The sequence below is a fragment of the Rubripirellula amarantea genome (assembly GCF_007859865.1).
Taxonomy (GTDB): Bacteria; Planctomycetota; Planctomycetia; order Pirellulales; family Pirellulaceae; genus Rubripirellula; species Rubripirellula amarantea.
In genome coordinates, this window is sequence record NZ_SJPI01000002.1 from 1345701 (window position 1) to 1366636 (window position 20936).

15 protein-coding genes are annotated in these 20936 nt (G+C 54.0%); 5 read left to right on the plus strand and 10 right to left on the minus strand.

The annotated features are described in order from the left end of the window. Positions 1–25 precede the first annotated feature (25 nt). From Pla22_RS18750 to Pla22_RS18760, 3 genes are all read left to right on the plus strand, one after another. A complete protein-coding gene (locus Pla22_RS18750; RefSeq protein WP_146516275.1) occupies positions 26–3646 on the plus strand; it encodes a tetratricopeptide repeat protein in 3621 nt (1206 codons plus the stop codon). A 116-nt stretch (positions 3647–3762) separates the two neighbouring features. Continuing rightward, complete coding sequence (gene nusB / locus Pla22_RS18755; RefSeq protein WP_146516276.1) at positions 3763–4191, plus strand: transcription antitermination factor NusB; 429 nt, start codon at positions 3763–3765, stop codon at positions 4189–4191. 45 nt (positions 4192–4236) lie between these two features. Beyond that, positions 4237–6681: an efflux RND transporter permease subunit gene (locus Pla22_RS18760; protein WP_146516277.1), complete on the plus strand. Its 2445-nt coding sequence runs from the start codon at positions 4237–4239 to the stop codon at positions 6679–6681. Positions 6682–6688: 7 nt separating this feature from the next. On the opposite strand, the gene Pla22_RS18765 is transcribed toward Pla22_RS18760, so the two are convergent. The 9 genes from Pla22_RS18765 to Pla22_RS25350 form a co-directional block, all read right to left on the minus strand. Next, positions 6689–7657 carry a UDP-glucuronic acid decarboxylase family protein gene (locus tag Pla22_RS18765; protein WP_146516278.1) on the minus strand — a complete coding sequence of 323 codons (969 nt, stop codon included), beginning with the start codon at positions 7655–7657 and terminating at the stop codon, positions 6689–6691. Between the two features lie 40 nt (positions 7658–7697). Continuing rightward, positions 7698–8534 (minus strand): pantoate--beta-alanine ligase, encoded by an 837-nt coding sequence (gene panC / locus Pla22_RS18770; RefSeq protein WP_146516279.1) that lies wholly within the window; start codon positions 8532–8534, stop codon positions 7698–7700. Between the two features lie 11 nt (positions 8535–8545). Further along, entirely contained in the window at positions 8546–8962 is a 417-nt protein-coding gene (locus Pla22_RS18775; protein ID WP_146516617.1) for a bifunctional nuclease family protein, read from the minus strand. 144 nt (positions 8963–9106) lie between these two features. Next, on the minus strand, positions 9107–10477 hold the full coding sequence (locus Pla22_RS18780; protein ID WP_146516280.1) for a sigma-54-dependent transcriptional regulator: 1371 nt from the start codon (positions 10475–10477) through the stop codon (positions 9107–9109). 14 nt (positions 10478–10491) lie between these two features. Beyond that, positions 10492–12063, minus strand: a complete 1572-nt coding sequence (locus Pla22_RS18785; RefSeq protein ID WP_146516281.1) for a sensor histidine kinase — start codon at positions 12061–12063, stop codon at positions 10492–10494. A gap of 276 nt (positions 12064–12339) precedes the next feature. Further along, a complete protein-coding gene (locus Pla22_RS18790; RefSeq protein WP_146516282.1) occupies positions 12340–14022 on the minus strand; it encodes a Do family serine endopeptidase in 1683 nt (560 codons plus the stop codon). Positions 14023–14755: 733 nt separating this feature from the next. Continuing rightward, a complete protein-coding gene (locus Pla22_RS18795) occupies positions 14756–16894 on the minus strand; it encodes a Y-family DNA polymerase (protein WP_146516283.1) in 2139 nt (712 codons plus the stop codon). Further along, a complete protein-coding gene (locus Pla22_RS18800; protein WP_165440742.1) occupies positions 16800–17927 on the minus strand; it encodes an ImuA family protein in 1128 nt (375 codons plus the stop codon). Before Pla22_RS18800 ends, Pla22_RS18795 begins: the two co-directional genes overlap by 95 nt. A gap of 20 nt (positions 17928–17947) precedes the next feature. Continuing rightward, positions 17948–18241, minus strand: a complete 294-nt coding sequence (locus Pla22_RS25350; RefSeq protein ID WP_165440743.1) for a hypothetical protein — start codon at positions 18239–18241, stop codon at positions 17948–17950. A 181-nt stretch (positions 18242–18422) separates the two neighbouring features. Between Pla22_RS25350 and Pla22_RS18805 the strand changes: the two genes are divergently transcribed. After that, the gene (locus Pla22_RS18805; protein ID WP_146516285.1) at positions 18423–18749 is read left to right on the plus strand and encodes a lipopolysaccharide assembly protein LapA domain-containing protein; all 327 of its coding nucleotides are present in this window, start codon (positions 18423–18425) and stop codon (positions 18747–18749) included. A 64-nt stretch (positions 18750–18813) separates the two neighbouring features. On the opposite strand, the gene Pla22_RS18810 is transcribed toward Pla22_RS18805, so the two are convergent. Next, on the minus strand, positions 18814–19317 hold the full coding sequence (locus Pla22_RS18810; protein WP_165440744.1) for a hypothetical protein: 504 nt from the start codon (positions 19315–19317) through the stop codon (positions 18814–18816). 162 nt (positions 19318–19479) lie between these two features. Here Pla22_RS18810 and hflX point away from each other — a divergent pair, with 162 nt between their 5' ends. Next, positions 19480–20817, plus strand: a complete 1338-nt coding sequence (hflX, locus tag Pla22_RS18815; protein WP_146516287.1) for a GTPase HflX — start codon at positions 19480–19482, stop codon at positions 20815–20817. The last annotated feature ends 119 nt before the right edge of the window (positions 20818–20936 follow it).

Consider the following 20936-nt stretch of genomic DNA (forward strand, 5'->3'; position numbering starts at 1 on the left):
TTCCCCATCACGACGATCGGCAACCGTGTCTGAAAATCCATTTGTGGACCCAGGTCCGTCGCACCTCAACCAAACCGCTTCGTCCCTTAGCACGTCTCCGTTGGGCGGGCCGAACAACCTTGGTCCTCGGCCCAACCCTACCAACCAACGGTCGGGCTTGCTTGTTATCGGGTTGATCGTTGCCAGCTTGTTCATTGTTTGCAGTGGCTTTGCTGGTCTGTCCTTCGTCGCTTTTCGCTCGATCGCGAACCAGGGCGTGGTAACCGAGTTGCCCGAAAGAGAAAGCGTGTTCGAAGACGATGCAAGCGCGTTCAACGAAGCGCTGCGTGTTGCGAAGCTTCAGGTGGAACAGGGTTCCGTGGATCCCGATTCCAATTGGGATCCATCCGTTCTCGATTTTGTGAACGCGGCCCTGGAAAACGAAGCTGAAGACGAAATCCCTTTTCATTCAGGCATGTTTGTCGAAGCGGTTGCCAAGAGCCCATGGGGCGACAATGAGATCGGAATGATCGAGCGATTACAAATCGCAAGCTGGATCAAGCAATACACGCCACTTCCACCCAGGCACGCTGATTACTGGCGAGTTCTGAACGTTACCGTTCGCGATGATCAACCGCTCGCCGAAGTCGACATCTTGTTCTATTCCTATTCCGACCAAGCTACATCGGCTCGCTGGTTTCTGGTTTACGACGAGGTTGGCGATTGGTCTGCGCAAAGTATTCACGAGCCCGATCGCTGGCGAGTCTATGACCACGCAATGCTCGAGGAAGGGCGGCGAATCTCAGATGAGTATGCTGCCTACGCTCGCGGTGACATCATGTTCGCCGATGGATACGAGTCAACGTTGTTAAAGATGAACACCGCGAGCGAATTATGGGCTGACGGTAAAATCGACGATGCGCGCAAGCGTTTGCGAGAGTGCGAACGTGCAAGCATGCTGCCGAGCGATCGCGACTTGGCAATGCTGAAGCTTTCCTATGTGTACTATCAACAAGAAGAAAACACCGAAGCAATTCGAGTGCTCGCTTCCATCAAGAACCCCGACGCAATTTGGGGAGTTTGGCCCATGGTTGCCTTGTGCCAAACGAGCTTGGGCAACCACGACAAAGCCATCGAGGCTCTGAAGCGTGCTCAATCACAATCGCCGCAACACCCCAACCACGACTGGCTGACAGCCGAGATCTTTGCCCAGCAGGATCGCGACGACGAGTCCGCCGATGCACGTGCAAACGCTCTGAAGATGATGGCACGAGATACTGGCCAGCTAACGGTTCTCGCCGATTACGAGCGGGTCAAAGACATTCCGGCAATGATCTATGCGGCACGTTCCGCCGCTTCCCAAAACGATGATCAAGTTTGGGAACGGTTTGCCGACAACGCGTACTATCATCCTGAACTAGCATCCGCCTCAATTGACGCGGTCAAAGCACTCGAATCTGTTCCCATCGGAATGGTCGAGTTACTAGCCGCCAACGCGGCATGGGCACGGGACGACCACGATGCCGCTGCTGCTTCGTACCTTAAAGTCAACGAGATTGCCGAATCCGAGCTATGGCGTCGGTCGTCCAAACGTGACTGGTTTCACGTTCGCATCGGCCAAGAGAATTATGATGCGATTCTCGCTGAGTCGAAGGATTTAGATGAAACGTTAAGAATGCTGATGGACTATGTGCTCGAGGACATCACCATTTCCAAACCCGCTAACCTGATCACGGCTTTCGCAAACCGCCCGGACGTTTCTGAACTTCCAGTTGCCCAGGGTCTAATCGGGCTCGCACATATGTTGCTCAACGAGAACGAAGCCGCTGCCGCAAAGCTTGGCGTCTTCCACGAGTGGCTAGAAGAACCCGAACAAGCGTCCGATGAAGACATATCTTGGTGGAACGGGACAGTCAAAGAACTGTTGGCCGCAGCGATTCAGGAAACCGGGCAAACCGATTTAGTCGTTCGACGATTTGGTGACGATCCGTATCTATCGATTCAAATCGGTCGCTGGATGATTGATAACGCCACCGACGCCGAACTGCGGTCCTTTGCCGATCGATACGCCGATGGCGATGCGATGATGCAGCTTCAATCGCTGCGGGTGAAGGCTCATCTGGCCCAACGTTCGGACGATCGCGATACCAGCATCAAACTACACCAGGAAGTTGTTTCTAAGGCTGACGAGATTGCAGAGTCGAATGACGACTTCTACTCTTACTTTGCCAGCAACGAACGCAACCAGTACTTCGCGAGTTTACGCCTGCTGCCAGCCGATTTGACGGCTTCAAACTCTGGCGACGAAATCGCAGGTGACCTCGGATTGCGGCAATCCATGATCACCGAGTCAGAACGTTTTTCAGATTGGCAACTCGCCGAAGCCTGGCTAGCCGACGTCCAACGCGATTCCAGCGTGGACGTTGCATCGCTTGCCAACTCGTTTACCAGTGCAGTGGAGATACACGCGGAAGCCGGACGTTGGGATGAAGCGATCGCCCTTTGCGAACGAGGGTTGAAGATTGCCGAAAACCGTCAAAGCGACTCAGACAACAACGATCTTTCCAGCCTGCAAAATGCTCGAATCTTGGCGTTGTTAGCAGCAGAACGATTCGACGAAGCTCGTCAACTTCTCGCTCAGTCGAGCGAACCCGTCGGATACGCTTCGATTGACGTCCCAGCCGAACTGCTGGCTGACTTGGCTGAAGGGAATCTATCGGTTTTGCCTGAGCACTTTGCGACCGAGAAACCAGACGAAGTGGCTAATTGGTTGATCAGTGCTCCTCGTCGACGACTGTTTGAGTTGCAGTCCAATAATCCTCACTTCGACACTCTGCTTGAAGCTTACCCGATGACCATTGGGTACCACGGTGCTCAACAAACGCTACGCATTGTGGTCAACGCAAACCTGACCAAACTTCAGTGGCACGAGTGGGGAACGAAGAATCTGCAGTCCGCGTTTTCGCAATCACTTGGTGAATCGGTTCAAGTACGTGAACTGGACAACTTCGCGGATAAGTCGGGATGGTCGTTGACAACACAATCCGGCGATTCCTTTGTCGTCGGCGTTTCGCGAATTGCAGCATCGGCCTCAGATCTTCGTGGTGTGATTGACCAACGGGCGGGCGAGTATGATCGCGAAACAAACACGATCCGCTTTGACGTTGTCACTCTCAGCGTGCTCGATTACGAACCTTTGGCCAAGCAAAGGCTCTTTGACTGCGTTGCCGCGTTGACCAACGCAACACAGTCCGTTGTTTGCGTGGCATGGAACGACAATTCGCGCATCTGGATTGGCGACAACCTTGCCGAGCGCTTGCGGTGGCAAAACAAAGTGGAACGCGACGACGAACGTCTGGCCGCGTCAATCTACGGATACCGCGTTGATGAAGATGGCGAGATGATCGACGAAACGGAGTCGGACCACCATTGGCGGCAATTGGCAGGGTCTCAAGCGAATCTTCCGGTGACGGTGCAACATTATTGCGAATCCAATGTAGAACTCTTGCCGGCAACCCTGATTGGCTACGACGACGTGTCTGATTCTTTCGCGGTACGGTTGGACCAGGATTCTGCCATTAGTCGTTATCTCAAGGCGGACAAACGTTGCCTTGTTCGGGCATCAAACCTTTTGGCTAAGCAAGAGGCCGGAACGCCGGTTCCTTAGCGAATTGCGTCTTCTTGGGTCTCCATTTCCAATCGCACTGCCCCCCCTTCGTCGATCCTAAGTCTTGGGCGTACAATCTTAGCTGACCCAGCAGCATCCACTCACCTAGAACGTCTATGTCCACGCGTCGCCGCGCCCGCGAAATTGTCCTGCAACTGCTCTACGAGGCAGATGTCAACGACTTTCGTGAAGCAGAGTCGGCTAAGAAGTTCATCCGATCACGAATGCAAGGACGGAAGGCGCTTACTGATTTCGCATGTGATTTACTCACCGGCACAATTGAACATCGTGTCGAAATTGACGAGCACCTTTCCAAACTGTCATCGCACTGGGCATTGCCACGAATGGCGGTTGTTGATCGAAACGTACTACGCTTGGGGGCCTACGAGATTCTTTTCGCTGACACCCCAGGTCGAGTTGCAGTGAATGAGTCGATCGTGTTGGCTAAACGTTATGGTGACAAGAACAGCCCTCGTTTCGTCAACGGTGTTCTGGATCGACTGATGAAAGAGTCCAGCGGCAAAGTCAGAACCGACCAATCCTGAAACGTTGCGTGTGTAGCTTCTTCCCCGACAAGATGTCAGTGAGTGATGGAAACAGCGAGCGAAGAGAGCGACAAGCAAGAGACTGATCCGCTAATGCGGCGTTACTTACGCCGACTTTGGGTGGGTGTCGCCGTTTTGGTGGTGTTAGCGATACCGGCAATCATTCATTCCGACGCCGCCATCCGGTCTCTCTTTAATCGGCCATCGGATTGGGTGCCTGATTCGCTTGCCGAAAAAGCCGAGTTCAACGACTTCGCCGAACACTTTTCCGTCGCCGACCTGATCATGGTCGCGTGGGAAGAATCGACGCTCGGTTCGCCTAGCCTCGCGCAGGCATCCGCAATTCTGCAACCATTGTCGGTAGATCAAGGCCAGCCGAGCGAGGACGTTGTCCTTCCCGATTGGGCCGATGAGTGGATAGCTGAAATGCAAACCATTTGTGGCGACCCTCATCCGTTGCAGTGGGCGCGTAGTGGCGACGAAACGTTGCAAACGATGACTTCCTCGCCAGCAAGCATTCCTCGCGAGATGGCCATTTCGCGATTGGTGGGGACATTGATCGGCCCCGATCGCGAACACACCTGCCTTGTCGTTTCGCTTCACGAAAGCGGACTATCGAAGCGTCGCGAACTGATTCCCGCCATCCGTGAAATGGTAGGTCGCCTAGTCGATCGTTCTGCGCTGGATGTCGCAGTGGTCGGCGGCCCTTTTGAAGGCGCAGTCGTCGACGCCGAAAGCATTCGCTCAATCAAAACGTTCTCGCCGCCGTCAGCGATCATAGCGGCGATTTTGTGTTTATTTTGCCTTCGTTCCGTTCCGCTGACCACTGCCATTGTCGCCGTCGCTGTGATCGGCGAAGGGCTCGTCTTGGCCGCGGTCTACTACACGGGAACACCCATGAATGCGGTGCTTATCGTGCTACCGCCATTGGTCTTTGTGCTAACGGTCTCGGCCGGTATTCACCTCAGCAATTACTACCTCGACATCACGAAAGAATTCCCCCATACATCGCGAAGTGAAGCAGCATCGCGAGCAATGCGAGCTGGCGTGATGCCGTGCATGCTGGCGACCGGAACCACGGTCATTGGCTTGATGTCGCTTATCTTGGTGCGTCTTGGTCCGGTCCGAATCTTTGGCGCCGTCGCTTCGCTCGGCGTCATCCTGACACTCGGATTGCTGGTCTTGGTGTTGCCCGGGGCGATGGTGCTAACCAAGCCTCGCAAAAAGTACATCGAGCGAGCACTCAATCAAGACAGCGCTATTGAAGAGCGCAATACCGCAAAGATTTGGTTCCGCCGTCGAATGGCCCGACCGTGGCCCATCATCGTGACGTTCTTGACCATCGCGGGTTTTTTGTCGGTTGGACTAAGTCGGCTTGAAAGTAGCGTTAACGTGCCTCGAATGTTCTTGCCGGACAGCGACATACGCACGAGCTACGCATGGTTTGAGCGAAACATTGGCCCGACCATCACCGGTGAGCTGTTGTTGACATTTCCAGCCATGACCGAGGAAGACGATTTGATCGAGCGTTTTGCGATCGTTGAAAAAGTTCAGATCGCAATCAATCACCAATCGGAAGTCGGTGGTACTTTGTCGCCCCGAACGTTCGTTCGTTCGATTCCGCGAGGCCGAAGCATTCGCGACACGATCACGCGTAGTGGACTCATCAAGCAACTTCGCGACCCCGAATCCGCGCTCGGACAACTCGGCTTCATCGCTAATGATCCGGATCGGCAACTCTGGCGAATCAGTATCCGAATTCCTCATGACGAATTTACCGACATCGGTGACCAGATCGACGCGATTAAGGCATCAGCGGACGAAGCGATAGAGGACGCATCGATCCCCGTCCAAGCAACGTTCACCGGCGGAGTTGCGATCGTTCACAAATCGCAAGAGATTCTGTTACGTGACTTGTTTTGGTCCTTCGTAACTGCCTTTGGCGTGATCGCCGTGGTGATGGTTGTCATGCTACGAAGCGTGATTGGCGGCTTGATTGCCATGCTACCGAACCTTTTCCCCACCGTTGCTCTGTTTGGCATGATGGGATTGATTCGACTTCCGCTGGACATAGGCTCGGTCATGTCAGCCAGTGTCGCATTGGGGATTGCGGTCGATGACACCGTTCACCTGCTCAGCCGTTTCGGTTCGCGACGCGCACGTGGTATCGGGCAGATCCGAGCCGCCTACGGAGCTCTGGCACAATGCGGGATGGCGATGGTGCAAACAACGCTCGTCTGCGGCGTGGCGCTGATGGCTTATTGGTTCAGTGATTTTGTTCCAACAAGTCGATTTTCGCTGTTCATGTTCGGACTGCTGATGAGCGCGCTATTGGGCGTTACCTTCCTATTGCCCGCACTGATGTGCAGCGTCTTGGGCAAATGGTTGGCTCGACCAATCGGCGTCGACCCAGGAGCCAGCGTCTATGCCGATGGCCCTCAAACGGATCCGGACGATGTTCGCCGCGTTCCCACCCGATGGCAAAACTAACGTCCAATTAGACGTAGTTCGGTGTTGGGGCTCGGTAGTCATCCAGGTTGATACTTTGGAACCATTCGATCGTTCGCTGCAACCCTTCAGCAAGCGGGACCTTGGGTTCCCAGCCCAGCTTTTCTTTGGCAAGCGATATGTCAGGGCGACGGCGAGTGGGATCGTCGGAAGGTAAGGGACGCTCGACCAGCTTGCTTTTGGCGCCCGAGATTCGAATAACTTCCTCGGCTAGTTCACGAATGGTGAACTCCACAGGATTGCCAATGTTTACTGGCCCCACAAAATCGTCGACATTCATCATTCCGATAATGGCATCGCACAAATCATCGCGGTAACAGAACGATCGAGTCTGCTTCCCATCACCAAAGATCGTGATGTTTTCGCCCACCAATGCTTGGCGAATGAAATTCGAAACGACACGCCCGTCATAGGGATGCATTCGAGGTCCATAGGTATTGAAGATCCGCACAATGCGAACGTCGACGTTGTTGCTGCGGTGGTAGTCCATGAACAACGTTTCGGCAACTCGCTTGCCTTCGTCGTAACACGCACGCAGCCCGATTGGATTAACGCTGCCTCGATAGCTTTCCACCTGGGGATGAACTTCCGGGTCCCCGTAAACTTCGCTCGTGCTGGCCTGCAAGATACGAGCTCCGCACCGCTTGGCAACACCAAGCATGTTGATCGACCCAAGAACGCTCGTCTTGATCGTCTTGATGGGGTTGTATTGGTAGTGTCCGGGGGCCGCCGGGCAAGCCATGTTGTAGATCTGGTCCACTTCCAAAAAAATCGGCAACGTGATGTCGTGTCGGATCAATTCGAAATTGGGACGATCGAGCAGATGGACAACGTTCGTTTTTTGACTGGTAAAGAAGTTGTCCAAGCAAATCACATCATGACCATCATTGACCAGTCGCTCGCAAAGATGAGAGCCAAGAAAACCGGCACCGCCAGTGACAAGGATTCGTTGAATCATGATTGGTTTACAAGTATTTAGAGTTCGAGGATGCAGCGGGTTAGCTTAGCGTGCGATTGTCAATTAATCGAGCGCCACCCACTCTAGCCGCGATCAACGCGACCGCTTTCGGTGGCACAATGTCGTACCGCTGAAGCGTATCGGCATCCACGACGGAGGCATAGTCGACCGAATCGACGCCGCGCAACTCTTCACTCATCAACGCTTCTAGCGCCGCAGTCGAACGCTCACCTTGACGATATGCTTCATGGGCGATGGACAGGGCTCGCGACAACGACAACGCTCGAACCCGATCATCGGATGATAGATACCGGTTGCGACTGCTCATCGCCAACCCGTCTGATTCGCGCACCGTTTCGCCAGCCACCAATTCGATTGCCACGTTCAGATCTCGCACCATGGCTTCGATCACTTTGAATTGTTGGTAGTCCTTGCGACCAAAGATGGCGACATCGGCGGGAACGGCGTGAAAAAGCTTCAAAACGATCGTGGCGACACCGCGTAGATGACCGGGGCGAAACTTGCCTTCAAGAGGAATGGCTACCGATGGCGGTTCAACAAACGTACTCGCACCGCTCGGGTACATCTCTTCGTTCGATGGCGCAAACACCATGGTCGCGCCCGCGGCCTCGACTCTCGCGATGTCTTCGTCGAAGGTTCGCGGATATTTCGCGAGATCTTCACCAGGCCCAAATTGAGTTGGATTGACGAAGATCGTGACGACCGTCTCGTCACAGCGCTCAACACTGGCTCGCACTAGCGATAGGTGGCCTTCATGAAGGGCGCCCATGGTCGGGACAACGCCAACCCTACGTCCGCGCGCGCGAGCCTTCACTACCGCCTCGTGCATCGTAGCGCACGTTCTAAAAAGTTGCATCGATGTTGCCACTAAGGAATCTTTGACGTGGCTTCTTCGAGCACGTGCTCAGCAACGTAAATCGGTAACGGAGGCGAGAACGTGACAGCAACGGCGATCGCGTCACTCGGACGCGAATCAATTTCGATCTCTTCACCATTTTCTCGCACGAGAACTAAATTGGCGAAGTACGTACTTTGATTCAGATCGTTAATGACGATCCGGTCGATCGACGCACCAAGAGACTGCGCCACTTCCACGATCAAATCGTGAGTCAATGGCCGAGGCGGTTCGTAGTCTTCTTTAACCCGACGATCGATATTCGTCGCTTCGAAGATCCCAATCAAAATCGGAAACTCACGAGTGCCATCCACCTCTTGGAGGTAGATCACTTGATTTTCGGTCAACTCGGAAATGATGATCCGAGCGAGTTGCATCTTGACGGGCATAAATCCGTTAGCCGTGATGTGGCGAGAATAAAACTGGGAAGATTGACTAGCCAGCGGGAAACCCATTAGTTCCCTCGCCTGGCAACGATCATCCAAGTATACCGCGTCAAATTCAGCGTGGGACCGAGCCACAAACGAGAATTCCTAATCTCGCTTGAGTTTCCGATACAAGGTTTTGCGATCCACCCCAAGAATTTGTGCCGCCAGAGTCTTGTTCCCCTGGACGCAACCGAGTACATGGTCAATGTACCGCCGCTCAAGCTCCTCAATCGTCACCAGTTCGGTAGGATCATCACCGCCGATGAAAACAGATGTTTGCCGGTGGTCGCGAATTTTTTCCGGCAAATCCTCTACGCTAATTTGATCAAACCGCGTCAAAGCAACCGCTCGTTCAATGACATTGCGAAGCTGCCGAATGTTGCCAGGCCACGAATAAGACAACAACTTTTCCGCCGCCGATTCTGATAACCCGTTAACGGACTTACCACTTCGTTTTGCAAAGATGGTCACAAAGTGATTGGCAATCAACAAAATATCATTGCCTCGCGCACGCAACGGCGGCAGGTGCAATTGAATCACGTTAATTCGGTAGAACAAGTCTTCTCGGAATCGCCCTTCTTCCACGGCCGATTCTAAGTCCCGGTGCGTGGCCGTTAATACTCGGACATCGACCTCAACTTCCTTATCGCTGCCAACTGGACGAATCTTTCCTTCTTCAAGCGCTCGAAGCAACTTAACTTGCAAAGCCATGGGCATATCGCCCATTTCGTCAAGCAACAGAGTGCCGCCGTTGGCCTCTGCAAACAAACCTGCTCGTTCATTACGCGCGTCGGTAAAGGCTCCTTTGGAATGCCCAAACAACTCGCTTTCGAGCAGTGACTCACTCAACGCGGCGCAATTGACAGCCACGAACGGTTTGGATGCTCGCTTGGACTGCTGATGGATCGAACGGGCGACCACTTCTTTCCCCGTGCCGCTTTCACCCGTGATCAGGATTGACGATTCTGAATCTGCGACCCGCCCCAGTTGCTCGTAGAGAGCTCTCATGGGTTTGCTTTGGCCAATCAATTCACCAAAAGATTCCGCTTTTGCAATTTGGTCAGTGAGTAAACGAACTTGGGATTGCAATCGGCCATAGTCAACCGCTCGTGACAGGGTCGCTACAAGCAGGTCAATCTCAAAGGGTTTCGTGACAAAGTCGTAAGCGCCTGCTCGCAGCGCCGAAACCGCGGTCTCGAGACTACCAAACGCCGTCATCACCACCACGGGAAGCTGACGACGAATCTTGTGAATCTGTTCGCACAACTCAATGCCGCTTGTGCCAGGCATTTTGACGTCAGTTAAGACAGCGTCGATGTCCACCTGCTGGATTCGCTCGAGAGCATCGGCGGCGTTTTGGCACCACGACACTTCGAATCCCTTCATCGTCAATGTGGTTTCGACCAATTCGCACATTGCGCGTTCATCGTCGACGACTAACACGCACCCTCGGCTCTGGGTTTCCTGCTTACTCATAGAATGATGGGCACTTAGATGTTGTATTCGGATCGAGATGAACCAGGCGTGGGTAACGGATCCACGCGATCCGTCGACGCATTCTCGAGCAGTTGCTGGCTGTCTTGGTTCAGAAGTATTTCGTCAGCTTCGTCGACGGGCAAGAGAACACTGAATCGAGTTCCCTCACCGAGGACGCTGCTCACTTCGATTCTGCCCTCGTGATCTTCGATGATTCCGTGAGCGATCGACAACCCCAATCCCGTTCCCTCACCGACGTCCTTCGTGGTGAAGAATGGCTCGAAAATGCTCTCGAGATGTTCTTCCTCAATTCCGTGACCATTGTCAACGATGTCGATTTGATGCATCTCGATGGGAGCCACCGAAGGGTCATCGCTCTTTGCTGACCGAGCGGAAATAGTGATGGTGTCCCCCGCTTGTCCATCCATTGCACTGATCGCGTTGACGATTAGATTCGTCAAAACTTGGCGGATCTGGCCCGAATCCACTTTGCTGATCATTGGGGACTCGGTGCGAGTCCAACGGATGTCGACGTTCTTCTTTTCAGCAAGTGGCCGCATCATCGTCACGGTTTCATCAACCAAAGCGGCCAAGTCTGCTCGATCTCGATTCGGATTCCCTCGACGAGCGAAGTCGAGCAAACTACGAATGATACCGGCAATTCGGTCGCTCTCTTGTTTAATAGTCAAGGCACTTCGGCGAGTTTGATCACTGCTAAGTTCCCCACTAGCGATTAACTCGGCTCGTCCGGACACGACATTCAGGGGCGTCCCCATTTCGTGCGCGACTCCCGCCGCGAGTCTACCAAGCGTACTCAAGCGATCAGCGTGACGAAGTTGCCCGACCGTCGCGATTCGAGCGGCTGTCTCTTCGTCGATTTTTTGACGCTGGCTCTTGAGTTGTTCACACATCTGGTTGATGGCGACTCCTAAACGTCCCAACTCGTCATTCTGTTTTACATCGAGCGGGCCGTCAAAATTGCCTTCTCCTACTTGATGCACTTTCGAGATCAATTGCTTGAGCGGTTTTCCCACCATCAAAATTCCGCCGAACAACACCACGACACCGGACAGGACCGTTACGCCCAAAATCGCTATCGCCGATCGCATCAACGAACGGTGCAACCGATCTTTCGCCGTATTGTCGGGCGCCGAAACCTCGATAGTTCCTCGCGGAAATTCTTTCGTTCCCGCGATCGGAACATAAGTGTAGAGGCGTTCCTCGCCACTGGGGTCCGGCATCGAAATGGTTGTCATGCTTCGCTGTGTCACGATCACGTCGATGGGCACACCGGGCGGAGGAGCCGAACTGCCAGAGCCTCCCGGTTCTACCAAACGCATCTTCATACGTTTGGTCTGCAAGCTAGTTGTCTGTCTTAATACTTGCTGCAGCTCTTCACGCGGATGAACACTGCGATAGACGCTTTCCAACTTGCGACTCATCGAAGCGATAATGTCGGCTGCCTGTTGTTGGTGCAAAGCTGCCGCCAAACGACGTTCATTTTGAATCGTCAAATAGCTGAACAATCCAACGATCAATAGCAGACCGATCAGATAGACAAGCACAAGTTTGGCAGCGAGTCGCATGAGGCGTCATTAGCAGGGGAATCAAATGCCAAACTCCGCAATCCTCGCTAGAAAGATCGCGGAGCCAAGGCTGGGAAGCGTTCATCGAACGCTTAGGCTTGGGAAACGGTTCAGATCTCTTGTTGGCACATCAAACCCGCGTGAGCTGATCAAACCCCGCGTGAGCTAACCGGGGCAAGCGGCGGTGTGCGTGTCAAATCCGAAACAGTCCCCTTCTTAAGAGTAACACGAATTTGAAGTCAGCGACGATTCCTTCGCCGCTGATTTCACGGGTGTTTACGATTTCGTCATCACAATAAATTGTGATCCGTTCTTCGTCCGCACCAACAACAAGACGTCGTCGTCCGCTTCCGCCAGCTTTTGCTTCAACTCAGCAACAGAGTCAACCGCCTGGCGATCGACTTGTTTGATGACGATGCCCGGCTCTAGACCCGCTTCCGCTGCCGCACTGCCGTCCATCACTGACGTGACGACCACCCCGGAATCCTCTTGAACGCCGAGTTGATTTGCAATCGAACTGTTAACGTCGGCGACTTCTACTCCCCAATCCGAAACGGTTGCCGATGGCGAATCCGATTGACTTGCAGAACTCGACGCTTGCAGGGAACCAAATTCATCTGGTCGTGATGTTGCCGTGTAGCTGAGCTCGATGGTCTTGCCATTGCGAACGATCTCAACTGGGAATTTTTTGCCGACTTCGCACCGCTCCACCAACAACTGAAGTTCCAGCGGTTTGCGAACGGGTTGGCCATCGAATTTTACGATCACATCGCCACTTTCAAGACCAACCTCTGCCGCAGGCGTATCGGGGAATACATCCGTGACCACAACGCCGCTATTGGGCTTCACATTCATTTGTTTGGCGAGTTCATGAGTCGCGGGCTGAATACCAACGCCCAGGTAAGCTCGCTGCACTTTGCCATTGTCAATCAACTGACTGGCAACCCACCGAGCCATGTTCGACGGAACGGCAAAACCGATTCCTTCATTACCACCACTGCGAGAGTGAATTGCCGTGTTGATGCCGATCACTTCGCCCTTCAAGTTCACCAACGGCCCACCGCTGTTGCCGGGGTTAATAGCAGCATCGGTTTGCAAGAAGTTCTCGCGGTCGGTGATGCGAATGCCGCGGTTCTTGGCACTGATGATTCCAGCGGTAACGGTGCTATCGAGCCCGAATGGTTGCCCTAACGCAAGTACCCAGTCGCCGATGCCCATTTGATCGCTATCGCCAAGTGGCGCAGCAACCAAATCGGTGGCACCTTCAATCTTTACCACCGCAATATCAGTACTCGGATCCGTCCAGACCGCCGTGGCTTCGTACTTCGTACCGTCGGCGGTGCGAACGACAACCTTTCCGCCACCTTCAACCACGTGATTGTTTGTGAGGATGATTCCAGATTCGTCGATCACGACTCCTGAACCAATACCTGAACTTGGCATTCGTTTAGGGAGCTGTCGCGGAGCAAGTTTGCCGTGAGGCATGGGAAAAGCATTCCAGTCAAACTTGTCGCTGAAAAAGTCTTCAAACGGAGTGCCCTTGAATGGATTTCCATGGGCGAAAGGGTCCGCCGATGGTTGAGTAGAACCATTGGACTTTGAAACGGTCTTAGCGACGTCTACTCGGTTCTCGATCGCCACCACGGATGGCAGCAGTGATTCAGAGACCGCACGAAACGCGGTGGAGAGATCCGATGCATTGTTGAGTGCGCGTTGCACATCGGGAGAAAGGTTCTGCACGATCGAAGGTCGTGGCTTGTTCAGATCAACCTTCGACTCGCCAATTGCGAAGCCACTCACCGCCACACCCGTCGTTGTAAGCGCCAGCACGAGAGCGGCAAGTCTGGTTCGTCGTGTTCGCGTCGAAGTGGATTTCGTCAATGTTTCTTGCATGGAGTTTTGCCCTGTCGAAGTGTCTAGAGTGAAGATGCGAATCTCGACCTCAATTGATTGGTTCAAGAAGTCGCTTCAAGGACAAAGCAGGTCGCGTGCCAATTCGTTTTTTGGCGGTTTTGTAAGCATGTGAGCGAACCTTTGACTTCACAACGGGGGCGCGATGCCCCTTTGCCGGTTCCAAGCGCAGCGAAATGCCACGGCGTCGCTGGCGAACTTCTATCGCCAAAGCAACGTCGCCCGATCAAGGTTCGCGATTCATTGGTGGCGAGAAGAAATCGGTGTCGGAATTCATGTGTGCTCGCGTTTTGACATCGCAAGGAACCTGCCCTTGTGAGCCGAGCATACGGCACCGATAGCGTGAGACGTCGCTACATCAGGGTGCCGCCATTTGCAGCTAGTTCACCTCAAGATCGTGGGTCTCAAGATCGTGGATCTGAGGACTCTGGATCTCGATACTTTGGGGAGACAACACAACCCCCAGAAGGCAAGGCGGTGATGAACCAGAAGTCAAGAATCAACAGCGATTGGTTGTCGAGGTCCTGAACTGAATTGAGCGTTCGTTGTAAACGAAGACGATATCGGGTTGAAGAACCGACATTTTGCCTCGCAAAATCGGATAGCAACTCGCCGAATCTATGGTGCAGGCGGAAGAATTAACGCGGGATATCTCGCATCTATGTGGCCTGTTGATTGAGATCACAGGTATACAATGCCTATGAACCGAATATTTCTTTTGCTAAACAGGGCATTGGTTGGTGGAGATTCCCACGTTTTAGGTACCTAAGGTTTGCTCAGATCACGCAAAGCGTCCGTGCAAGAACCAACGGAATCTTTGTTCGCTTGCGTAAGTACTATCGTCAGCTAGATCCGTTTCAAAACTTCTGTGTCGCTCTGTTCCACGATAAATCCACCACCACTGATGACCTGCGGTAAGCACGCGGTAGTAATCGCGACAGATCAATGCCCCACTCCACCATCCCGTTTCAATTCGCTCTGGTCCCCAGTGGTCCTTTATCCTGTACACGGTGCCATTGATTTTGAAACGTTCGGGTAGCTGCGGCGAAAAGACTTCACGACAGAACGAACCACCAACCAACGCGACTTCCATTGCCACGGGCGTGGCCAACAATGACAACGGACGACGCATCGCGTCACTGGGTGATGGTCCTAGCAATGCCGCATCATCCGCCGACTTTGAACTAACGCCACCGCCTCGATACCGAATCCCACTAGCCTCACGGCCACCTGAATCATCAAACTCAATTCCCGAATCGCGGAAGTCGTGATCCTGGGTGACACCTTTAAAACTTTTTGACCGACCGCCTAACAAACGGTCTCCTGATAAATCACCAGAACTATCCGAGGAATGAAACGACGAACGAGACGACGAACGACGTCGATGATGTGAACGAGAAGCTGTCTTGAGAGTCAAACGCCGTGTTCCCGCTAAGGGGCTAGTGTCAAACGCGTTCTCGGGAAGCGGGTCGCGACACAGGCGAACTTCAACCACACGATCACGGCCCAATCGACCGCTCAACAAATCCACCAACCGACCGAGTGAAGACCCGGATTTTGCACCGGAGATTTCAAGAGGCGACTGAGGTGCAAGCGGATCATGAGAAAACAGAGAAACTTGAGTCGTTCGCAAAGGAGCAGACAGAGACACCGAAATGGTTAAACGAGTAACATCGCTGCGAAGACGGAGTGACTCTAAACGATTCGCAAACAGACCACCAAGATGATCCACGTCTGTGGTCGGTGCGAATAAACCGATTTCTAGGATCAGTGGCGGGTGGACCGAAAGGTCCAGGCGACACGTTAAGCGTTGTGCCCCACGCTTTCGTGTTGCCAACCCGCCCTTGATCCTTTCCAGCAATCGGCGAGCTCGGTCCACCAGAATCTCTTGATCCATCGTGGGGTATTCTAGGTCCCATGATTCACAATGCTCGGCCTCGGCGTGATGCACCCCGAGCGGCTCAGCGACTTCGCCTAGCGCTTGCTCGATCCGTCGCACAAGAGGCATCCCGAGTCTTGGTGCGATGCCGCTGCGAGGAAGCTTTAGCAAATGCCCAACCCGTTCGACTCCCAATCGGGCCAACGTATCGACCGTCGCCTGTTCAATCCTTAACGCTCGAACGGGTAACTCGACGATCGCCGATTCAGCCTCACCCGATGGCACGATAAAACTCCGCGGCGGCAAATTGTCCGCCGGCCGAAGGCACCATGGCCCTTCGTGCGCCACCGCCCAAGCTGTCCCCCAGTGATCCGCGATTGCCATGCAAGCCGCCAAATTCATCGCCTGAAGAGATTCAGTAGCGTGACGCAACACCCCAGCTTCACCGCCCAATAAATGCGCCGCCCCGGTGATATCGCAACAAAGCGATTCGCTCTGCTGGCGTGGATGCCCAGCCCAGGGCTTTGCGTCGAGTTCTTCGACCGCAATCAATGGCGTTAGGATGTCTTGAAAGGTTTCCGCCAACCGACCAAACACTTCTCGGTCGGCATCGGGATCATGCTTTTCCACGAGCGGCACGACATCACCTTGCTTGATGGCGCAAAGCTCTGACGCCTGAGCGATCGGCATCCCCACTCGGATACCCAATTTCCTTGCCACCGGACAACAAGCCACCACCAACCGTCCGCGGGGCGGCTTTTCGTTCCAAAGCAAAAACGGAGCGTTTGAAACGGGGCGATCCCCCGCGTTCAATTCTTTTGCGCCCGAATCAGTTGCGCACGAGTCATTTGCGCACGAGTCAGCTGCGTCCGAGTCAGTTGAAGGCAGGCCAGTTTGCAAAGGCGGATTGGTTTGACTCGACGAGTCATCTTGTTCCGATTGCGTTTTAAGCTCGGCGGCTCTTTGAACCTGTTCCTGACGACGTCTTTGGATGGGCCAATTCGGAAGCCAGATGCACAGATGACGTTGAGATGGGGGCATGGTAGATCGTCGACTTTGGAACTTTAACAGCTTGCAATTGACCGTGGTCGTCGATCATGACATCCACGAAGCAACCACTCGCGGACCCTCGACACCGGTCCAATGTCACTCGGGAAACAAAGGGGGATTGATTCGTTGTCAACACTCCGTTGGTCTTGTTTTGCTGCGACACATGCATCTCAGGTGCAACATGCAGTCGCACATCCGCGAACGTCGGTCGACCGCGAACGGTGCGAGGGCGGACAAGGACAGCGGAAGTTTGTCCCTCTTCGGCCGCCAACTGAAAACGCCGGGCATCGCGATCGTCGAGCCCACCGCCCACTCGCGCCCAAACGACGGCAACCGCAGGACAACGCAGTGCTTGATCGATTGCCCACACCGTATCAGCGTGCGTTTGCGCTTTTGCCCAAATGACTCGCTTAAGATCAATTCCGATCGCTTCGGCGGCGGGTGGATAGAAATAGTTGGCTTCGCTGATCACCACCAGCGGACCTTGAACGTTCGTATCTTTCATCCTGGCCGCAATCGTAGCGAGCGAAATCGCTGACGCACCGCTCGAATCGTGCTCGGACACCCACTCGGTGACAGTGCCGATTCGTAATCCACCTTGCGGCAACATTGCGTCGATGCCTGAACATCCGGTGGAATAAATATCAGCACGATGAACCTGGGTCGCCGCTGAGGAAAGGCAACCGGCTCGCTTGCGAAGGTCCGCAAGCACCGCCGAACGGTCAACAGGAGTAGCTACCTGGTTACCCGAAGCCCGCGTCAAAGCGCCAGAAGGACGTGTCGAAGCGCCATGCGATCGCATCAGAGCGTCAGGCGACGGTGCTGGAGCACTGAACACAGACGAAAGAGCCGGCGACTGGGTTTGCGGCTGGGTTTGCGACTGGGCCTGCGATGGGGTTTGCGATTCGGCTTGCGACGGGGCTCGGAACCGAGGCTTTCCTGGTAAATCAGTCAACCGAGTTCGTTGAGGCTTCGTCGGTGCGATCGGAGGAGCAAGAAATTCAAAGGTTTGCTGAGTCGACATTCCCAATCTCCTTTCCTTTTCTACGCTTGGTCCCAAGAATGACCACTGACCCATGAATGACTACTGAATCGACGTGCATTCACTAAGCAAGCAAGTTGCATCTGCTCAGCACTCTTAGTCCGCCCCTCAGCCGCAGTTTGCCCGATAACCGCAGCCTGCCCTGCAATCGCAGCCTGCCCTGCAATCGCAGCCTGCCCGGTAATCGCAGCCTGCCCGGTAATCGCAGCCTGCCCGGCACACCCAAACCACCTGCTATTAACGACCTGCGAGGTATTTATGACCTGCCAAGATGGCCAACAGGCGGCAATTTGCATGCTGTGATACGTTGCAGTACGAACATCCCACGTGCTGGCCGAGAAATTTTGGCTTAACCACGACGTCCAAGCTGACTTTTGCTCACTTCCGAAATACAGTCGCTCGGAAGCCCTGAACAAAATGCTAGCATAGAAAATGCACCTACGTACACTACCCAATTCGGCCTGAGAGGCAACCCAAATGCAGAAAATCCGCTGGTTCTTTTTGATCCTGTTGATCGGGCTGGGGCTTACCATCACGGTCCAAAACCCAACCGAGACCGATATCAGCGTGCTGCTGTGGACTCGCGCTTTGCCGCTGTCGGTGCTGCTATTGCTGGCAACCGGGACCGGATTCTTAATAGGGGCAATCATGACAGCATCCATGCTGCGCAGCCGCAAAACGGCGGCCAAACGCAAAGAGAAAGAGCGGGCGAAAGCCGAGGCCGATGCCGCACGGGCATCGGAACCTAAATCAGCCAAGCCCAGCCAAGAACCCAACGCCGAACCCACACCGCTTCAGGGATAGCCGCTTTAGCGGTTAACGACTGCAAAACGAACGGAGCAAGGTCAACAGCGGGAAAGACGTAATATTACCGGGCTCGATTGACGCGTTTCGCCTTGCGAGCAGCCAACAAATCGTAGCGCAGCAGCACCAAACGAGCCAAATCACCCATGTGGTTCAGCCCTGGATCGTTGCCATTCAAAGCAGCATCATTGAGTGCCGTCGATTCTTCTGCACTTAAGCTTTGCGAACGAGCAGAGCTTTGCGAACGAGCAGCAGTTTGCGAACGAGCAGCAGTTTGCGAACGAACAGCAGTTTGCGAACGAACAGCGGATGCTGAGGAAACAGAAGGAACCACTGCCGCAGTCGCGATCACCGCAGTGGTCAACGAAGGAGTCAGGGAAGTTGCCGAAGGGTCCGTGGTGGCCGCGTCGAAAAGAAGCATTTGGGTCATCGAAACGCCGGGGGTCAAAAGGAGCGAAACATTCACTCGCTGAGCAAGCACCAATGCCGCTTGAGCGATGCGAGTATTCTTCGCGACCCTCGTGACAAGTCTGGTCACACCCACAAAAACGATTTTGCCGATTTCCAAAAACCAGAGATTCTCTTCCGCTCCCGAACCCACCGCCCGTCTTGGTGGTCTTGGTGGAGAGACTATAATAAGAGAGACCTGTGAAATCACATTTCACCGATTCCAACGCACTGATTCATTTGCCTCCCTTCGCGGCGAATCGCCAGGAGACCACCCCTCAACGTGCAGAAAACATACAAAGTCCAAGATGACGAGCCGGAACGCAGCATCTTGGCAAGGTTAATTACGCCTGACCAGAATCCAGGCGATGACCCTCTCGAAGAACTCCATGGATTGGCCACTACCGCAGGAACCGATGTTGTCGACGAATTGGTTCAACGGCGTAGCAGCGCTGATCATTCAACGTACATGGGGAAGGGCAAAGTAGAAGAGCTTCGCTTGATGGTTCAAAAGCATGATGCTGATCTGATCGTCTTCGACAACGATCTGACGCCCGCGCAAATTCGAAATCTCGAAAAAGCAACCGGTGCCAAGGTCATTGACCGAACCGAATTGATTCTCGACATCTTTGCTGCCGGTGCTCGCACTCACGAATCTCGATTGGCGGTCGAGTTGGCGCAGCTTGAATACTCGCTGCCACGTTTGAAGCGAATGTGGACTCACCTGTCGCGTCAGGCGATGGGTGTCGGCATGCGGGGTCCGGGTGAAAAGCAACTTGAAGTTGACCGTCGTTTAGCTCAAAAGCGCATCTCGGACTTGAAGGCCGAACTCAAGCAAGTTGAAGAACGTCGCGAACGCCAAGTTTCTGCCCGCAAGGAAGCGCCAACGGTTTCGCTGGTCGGTTACACCAACGCGGGCAAAAGCACTTTGATGAACGCGTTGACCGACGCGAACGTTCTTGCGCAAGACAAACTGTTTGCAACGCTCGACACAAGAACTCGCCGTTGGAACCTGCCTGGCTGGGGAACGGTATTGCTTTCCGATACGGTTGGATTCATTCGTGACTTGCCTCACTCGCTGGTTGCAAGCTTCAAGTCTACGCTCGAAGAGACTCGTCAAGCTGATCTGTTGCTTCACGTTGCTGATGCAAGTAGCCCAACTGTGTTCGACCAAATCGCAGCCGTCTACGCAGTGCTAAAAGAACTTGGCATTGAAGAAAAAGACACGCTCTTGGTGCTCAACAAAATCGACGCGATTCACAATCCAGCCATCCTCAACCGAGTGCTCGACCGATATCCCAATGCGATTCCGGTTTCGGCACGAAGCAACAAAGGACTTGGCTGCCTGATTGAAGCGGTCGGCGAAGCGTTGGGCCGCGAGTTTCTTGACATTGCCGTGGAAGTGGCTCCGTCGGATGGCAAACTTCTTGGTTATTTGTCGTCCAAAGGCGAGGTGCTATCCCGCGAATTTGGCGACGAATCCACCATCGTCCACGTCCGAATGCCAGCCGGCGCGATGGGGCCGGTTCACAAATCAGCCCTGTCGATTAAACCCAGCACCTTGATGGATGAAGCGAAGGCGGCCGAGGAAGCTTCGGCAAATTCGTCCGAAGTGGCTTAGCGATCACCCGCCTGGGTCAAGAATTACCGAGACCGGATTCAAGACCTTGGCAGGGCTACGGGAACTCAATCAAGCGATGTACATTGTTGCGGTGCAAAGCCTGACCTCTTTTTGAACGA

What these genes read in the sequence shown, in the direction of transcription:
- Pla22_RS18795 (WP_146516283.1), bottom strand. Translation starts at nt 16,894, where the DNA reads ATGCCCCCATCTCAACGTCATCTGTGCATCTGGCTTCCGAATTGGCCC.
- Pla22_RS18760 (WP_146516277.1), top strand. Translation starts at nt 4,237, where the DNA reads ATGGAAACAGCGAGCGAAGAGAGCGACAAGCAAGAGACTGATCCGCTA.
- panC (WP_146516279.1), bottom strand. Translation starts at nt 8,534, where the DNA reads ATGCAACTTTTTAGAACGTGCGCTACGATGCACGAGGCGGTAGTGAAG.
- nusB (WP_146516276.1), top strand. Translation starts at nt 3,763, where the DNA reads ATGTCCACGCGTCGCCGCGCCCGCGAAATTGTCCTGCAACTGCTCTAC.
- Pla22_RS25350 (WP_165440743.1), bottom strand. Translation starts at nt 18,241, where the DNA reads ATGCAAATTGCCGCCTGTTGGCCATCTTGGCAGGTCATAAATACCTCG.
- Pla22_RS18785 (WP_146516281.1), bottom strand. Translation starts at nt 12,063, where the DNA reads ATGCGACTCGCTGCCAAACTTGTGCTTGTCTATCTGATCGGTCTGCTA.
- Pla22_RS18780 (WP_146516280.1), bottom strand. Translation starts at nt 10,477, where the DNA reads ATGAGTAAGCAGGAAACCCAGAGCCGAGGGTGCGTGTTAGTCGTCGAC.
- Pla22_RS18800 (WP_165440742.1), bottom strand. Translation starts at nt 17,927, where the DNA reads ATGTCGACTCAGCAAACCTTTGAATTTCTTGCTCCTCCGATCGCACCG.
- Pla22_RS18765 (WP_146516278.1), bottom strand. Translation starts at nt 7,657, where the DNA reads ATGATTCAACGAATCCTTGTCACTGGCGGTGCCGGTTTTCTTGGCTCT.
- Pla22_RS18805 (WP_146516285.1), top strand. Translation starts at nt 18,423, where the DNA reads ATGCAGAAAATCCGCTGGTTCTTTTTGATCCTGTTGATCGGGCTGGGG.
- Pla22_RS18775 (WP_146516617.1), bottom strand. Translation starts at nt 8,962, where the DNA reads ATGCCCGTCAAGATGCAACTCGCTCGGATCATCATTTCCGAGTTGACC.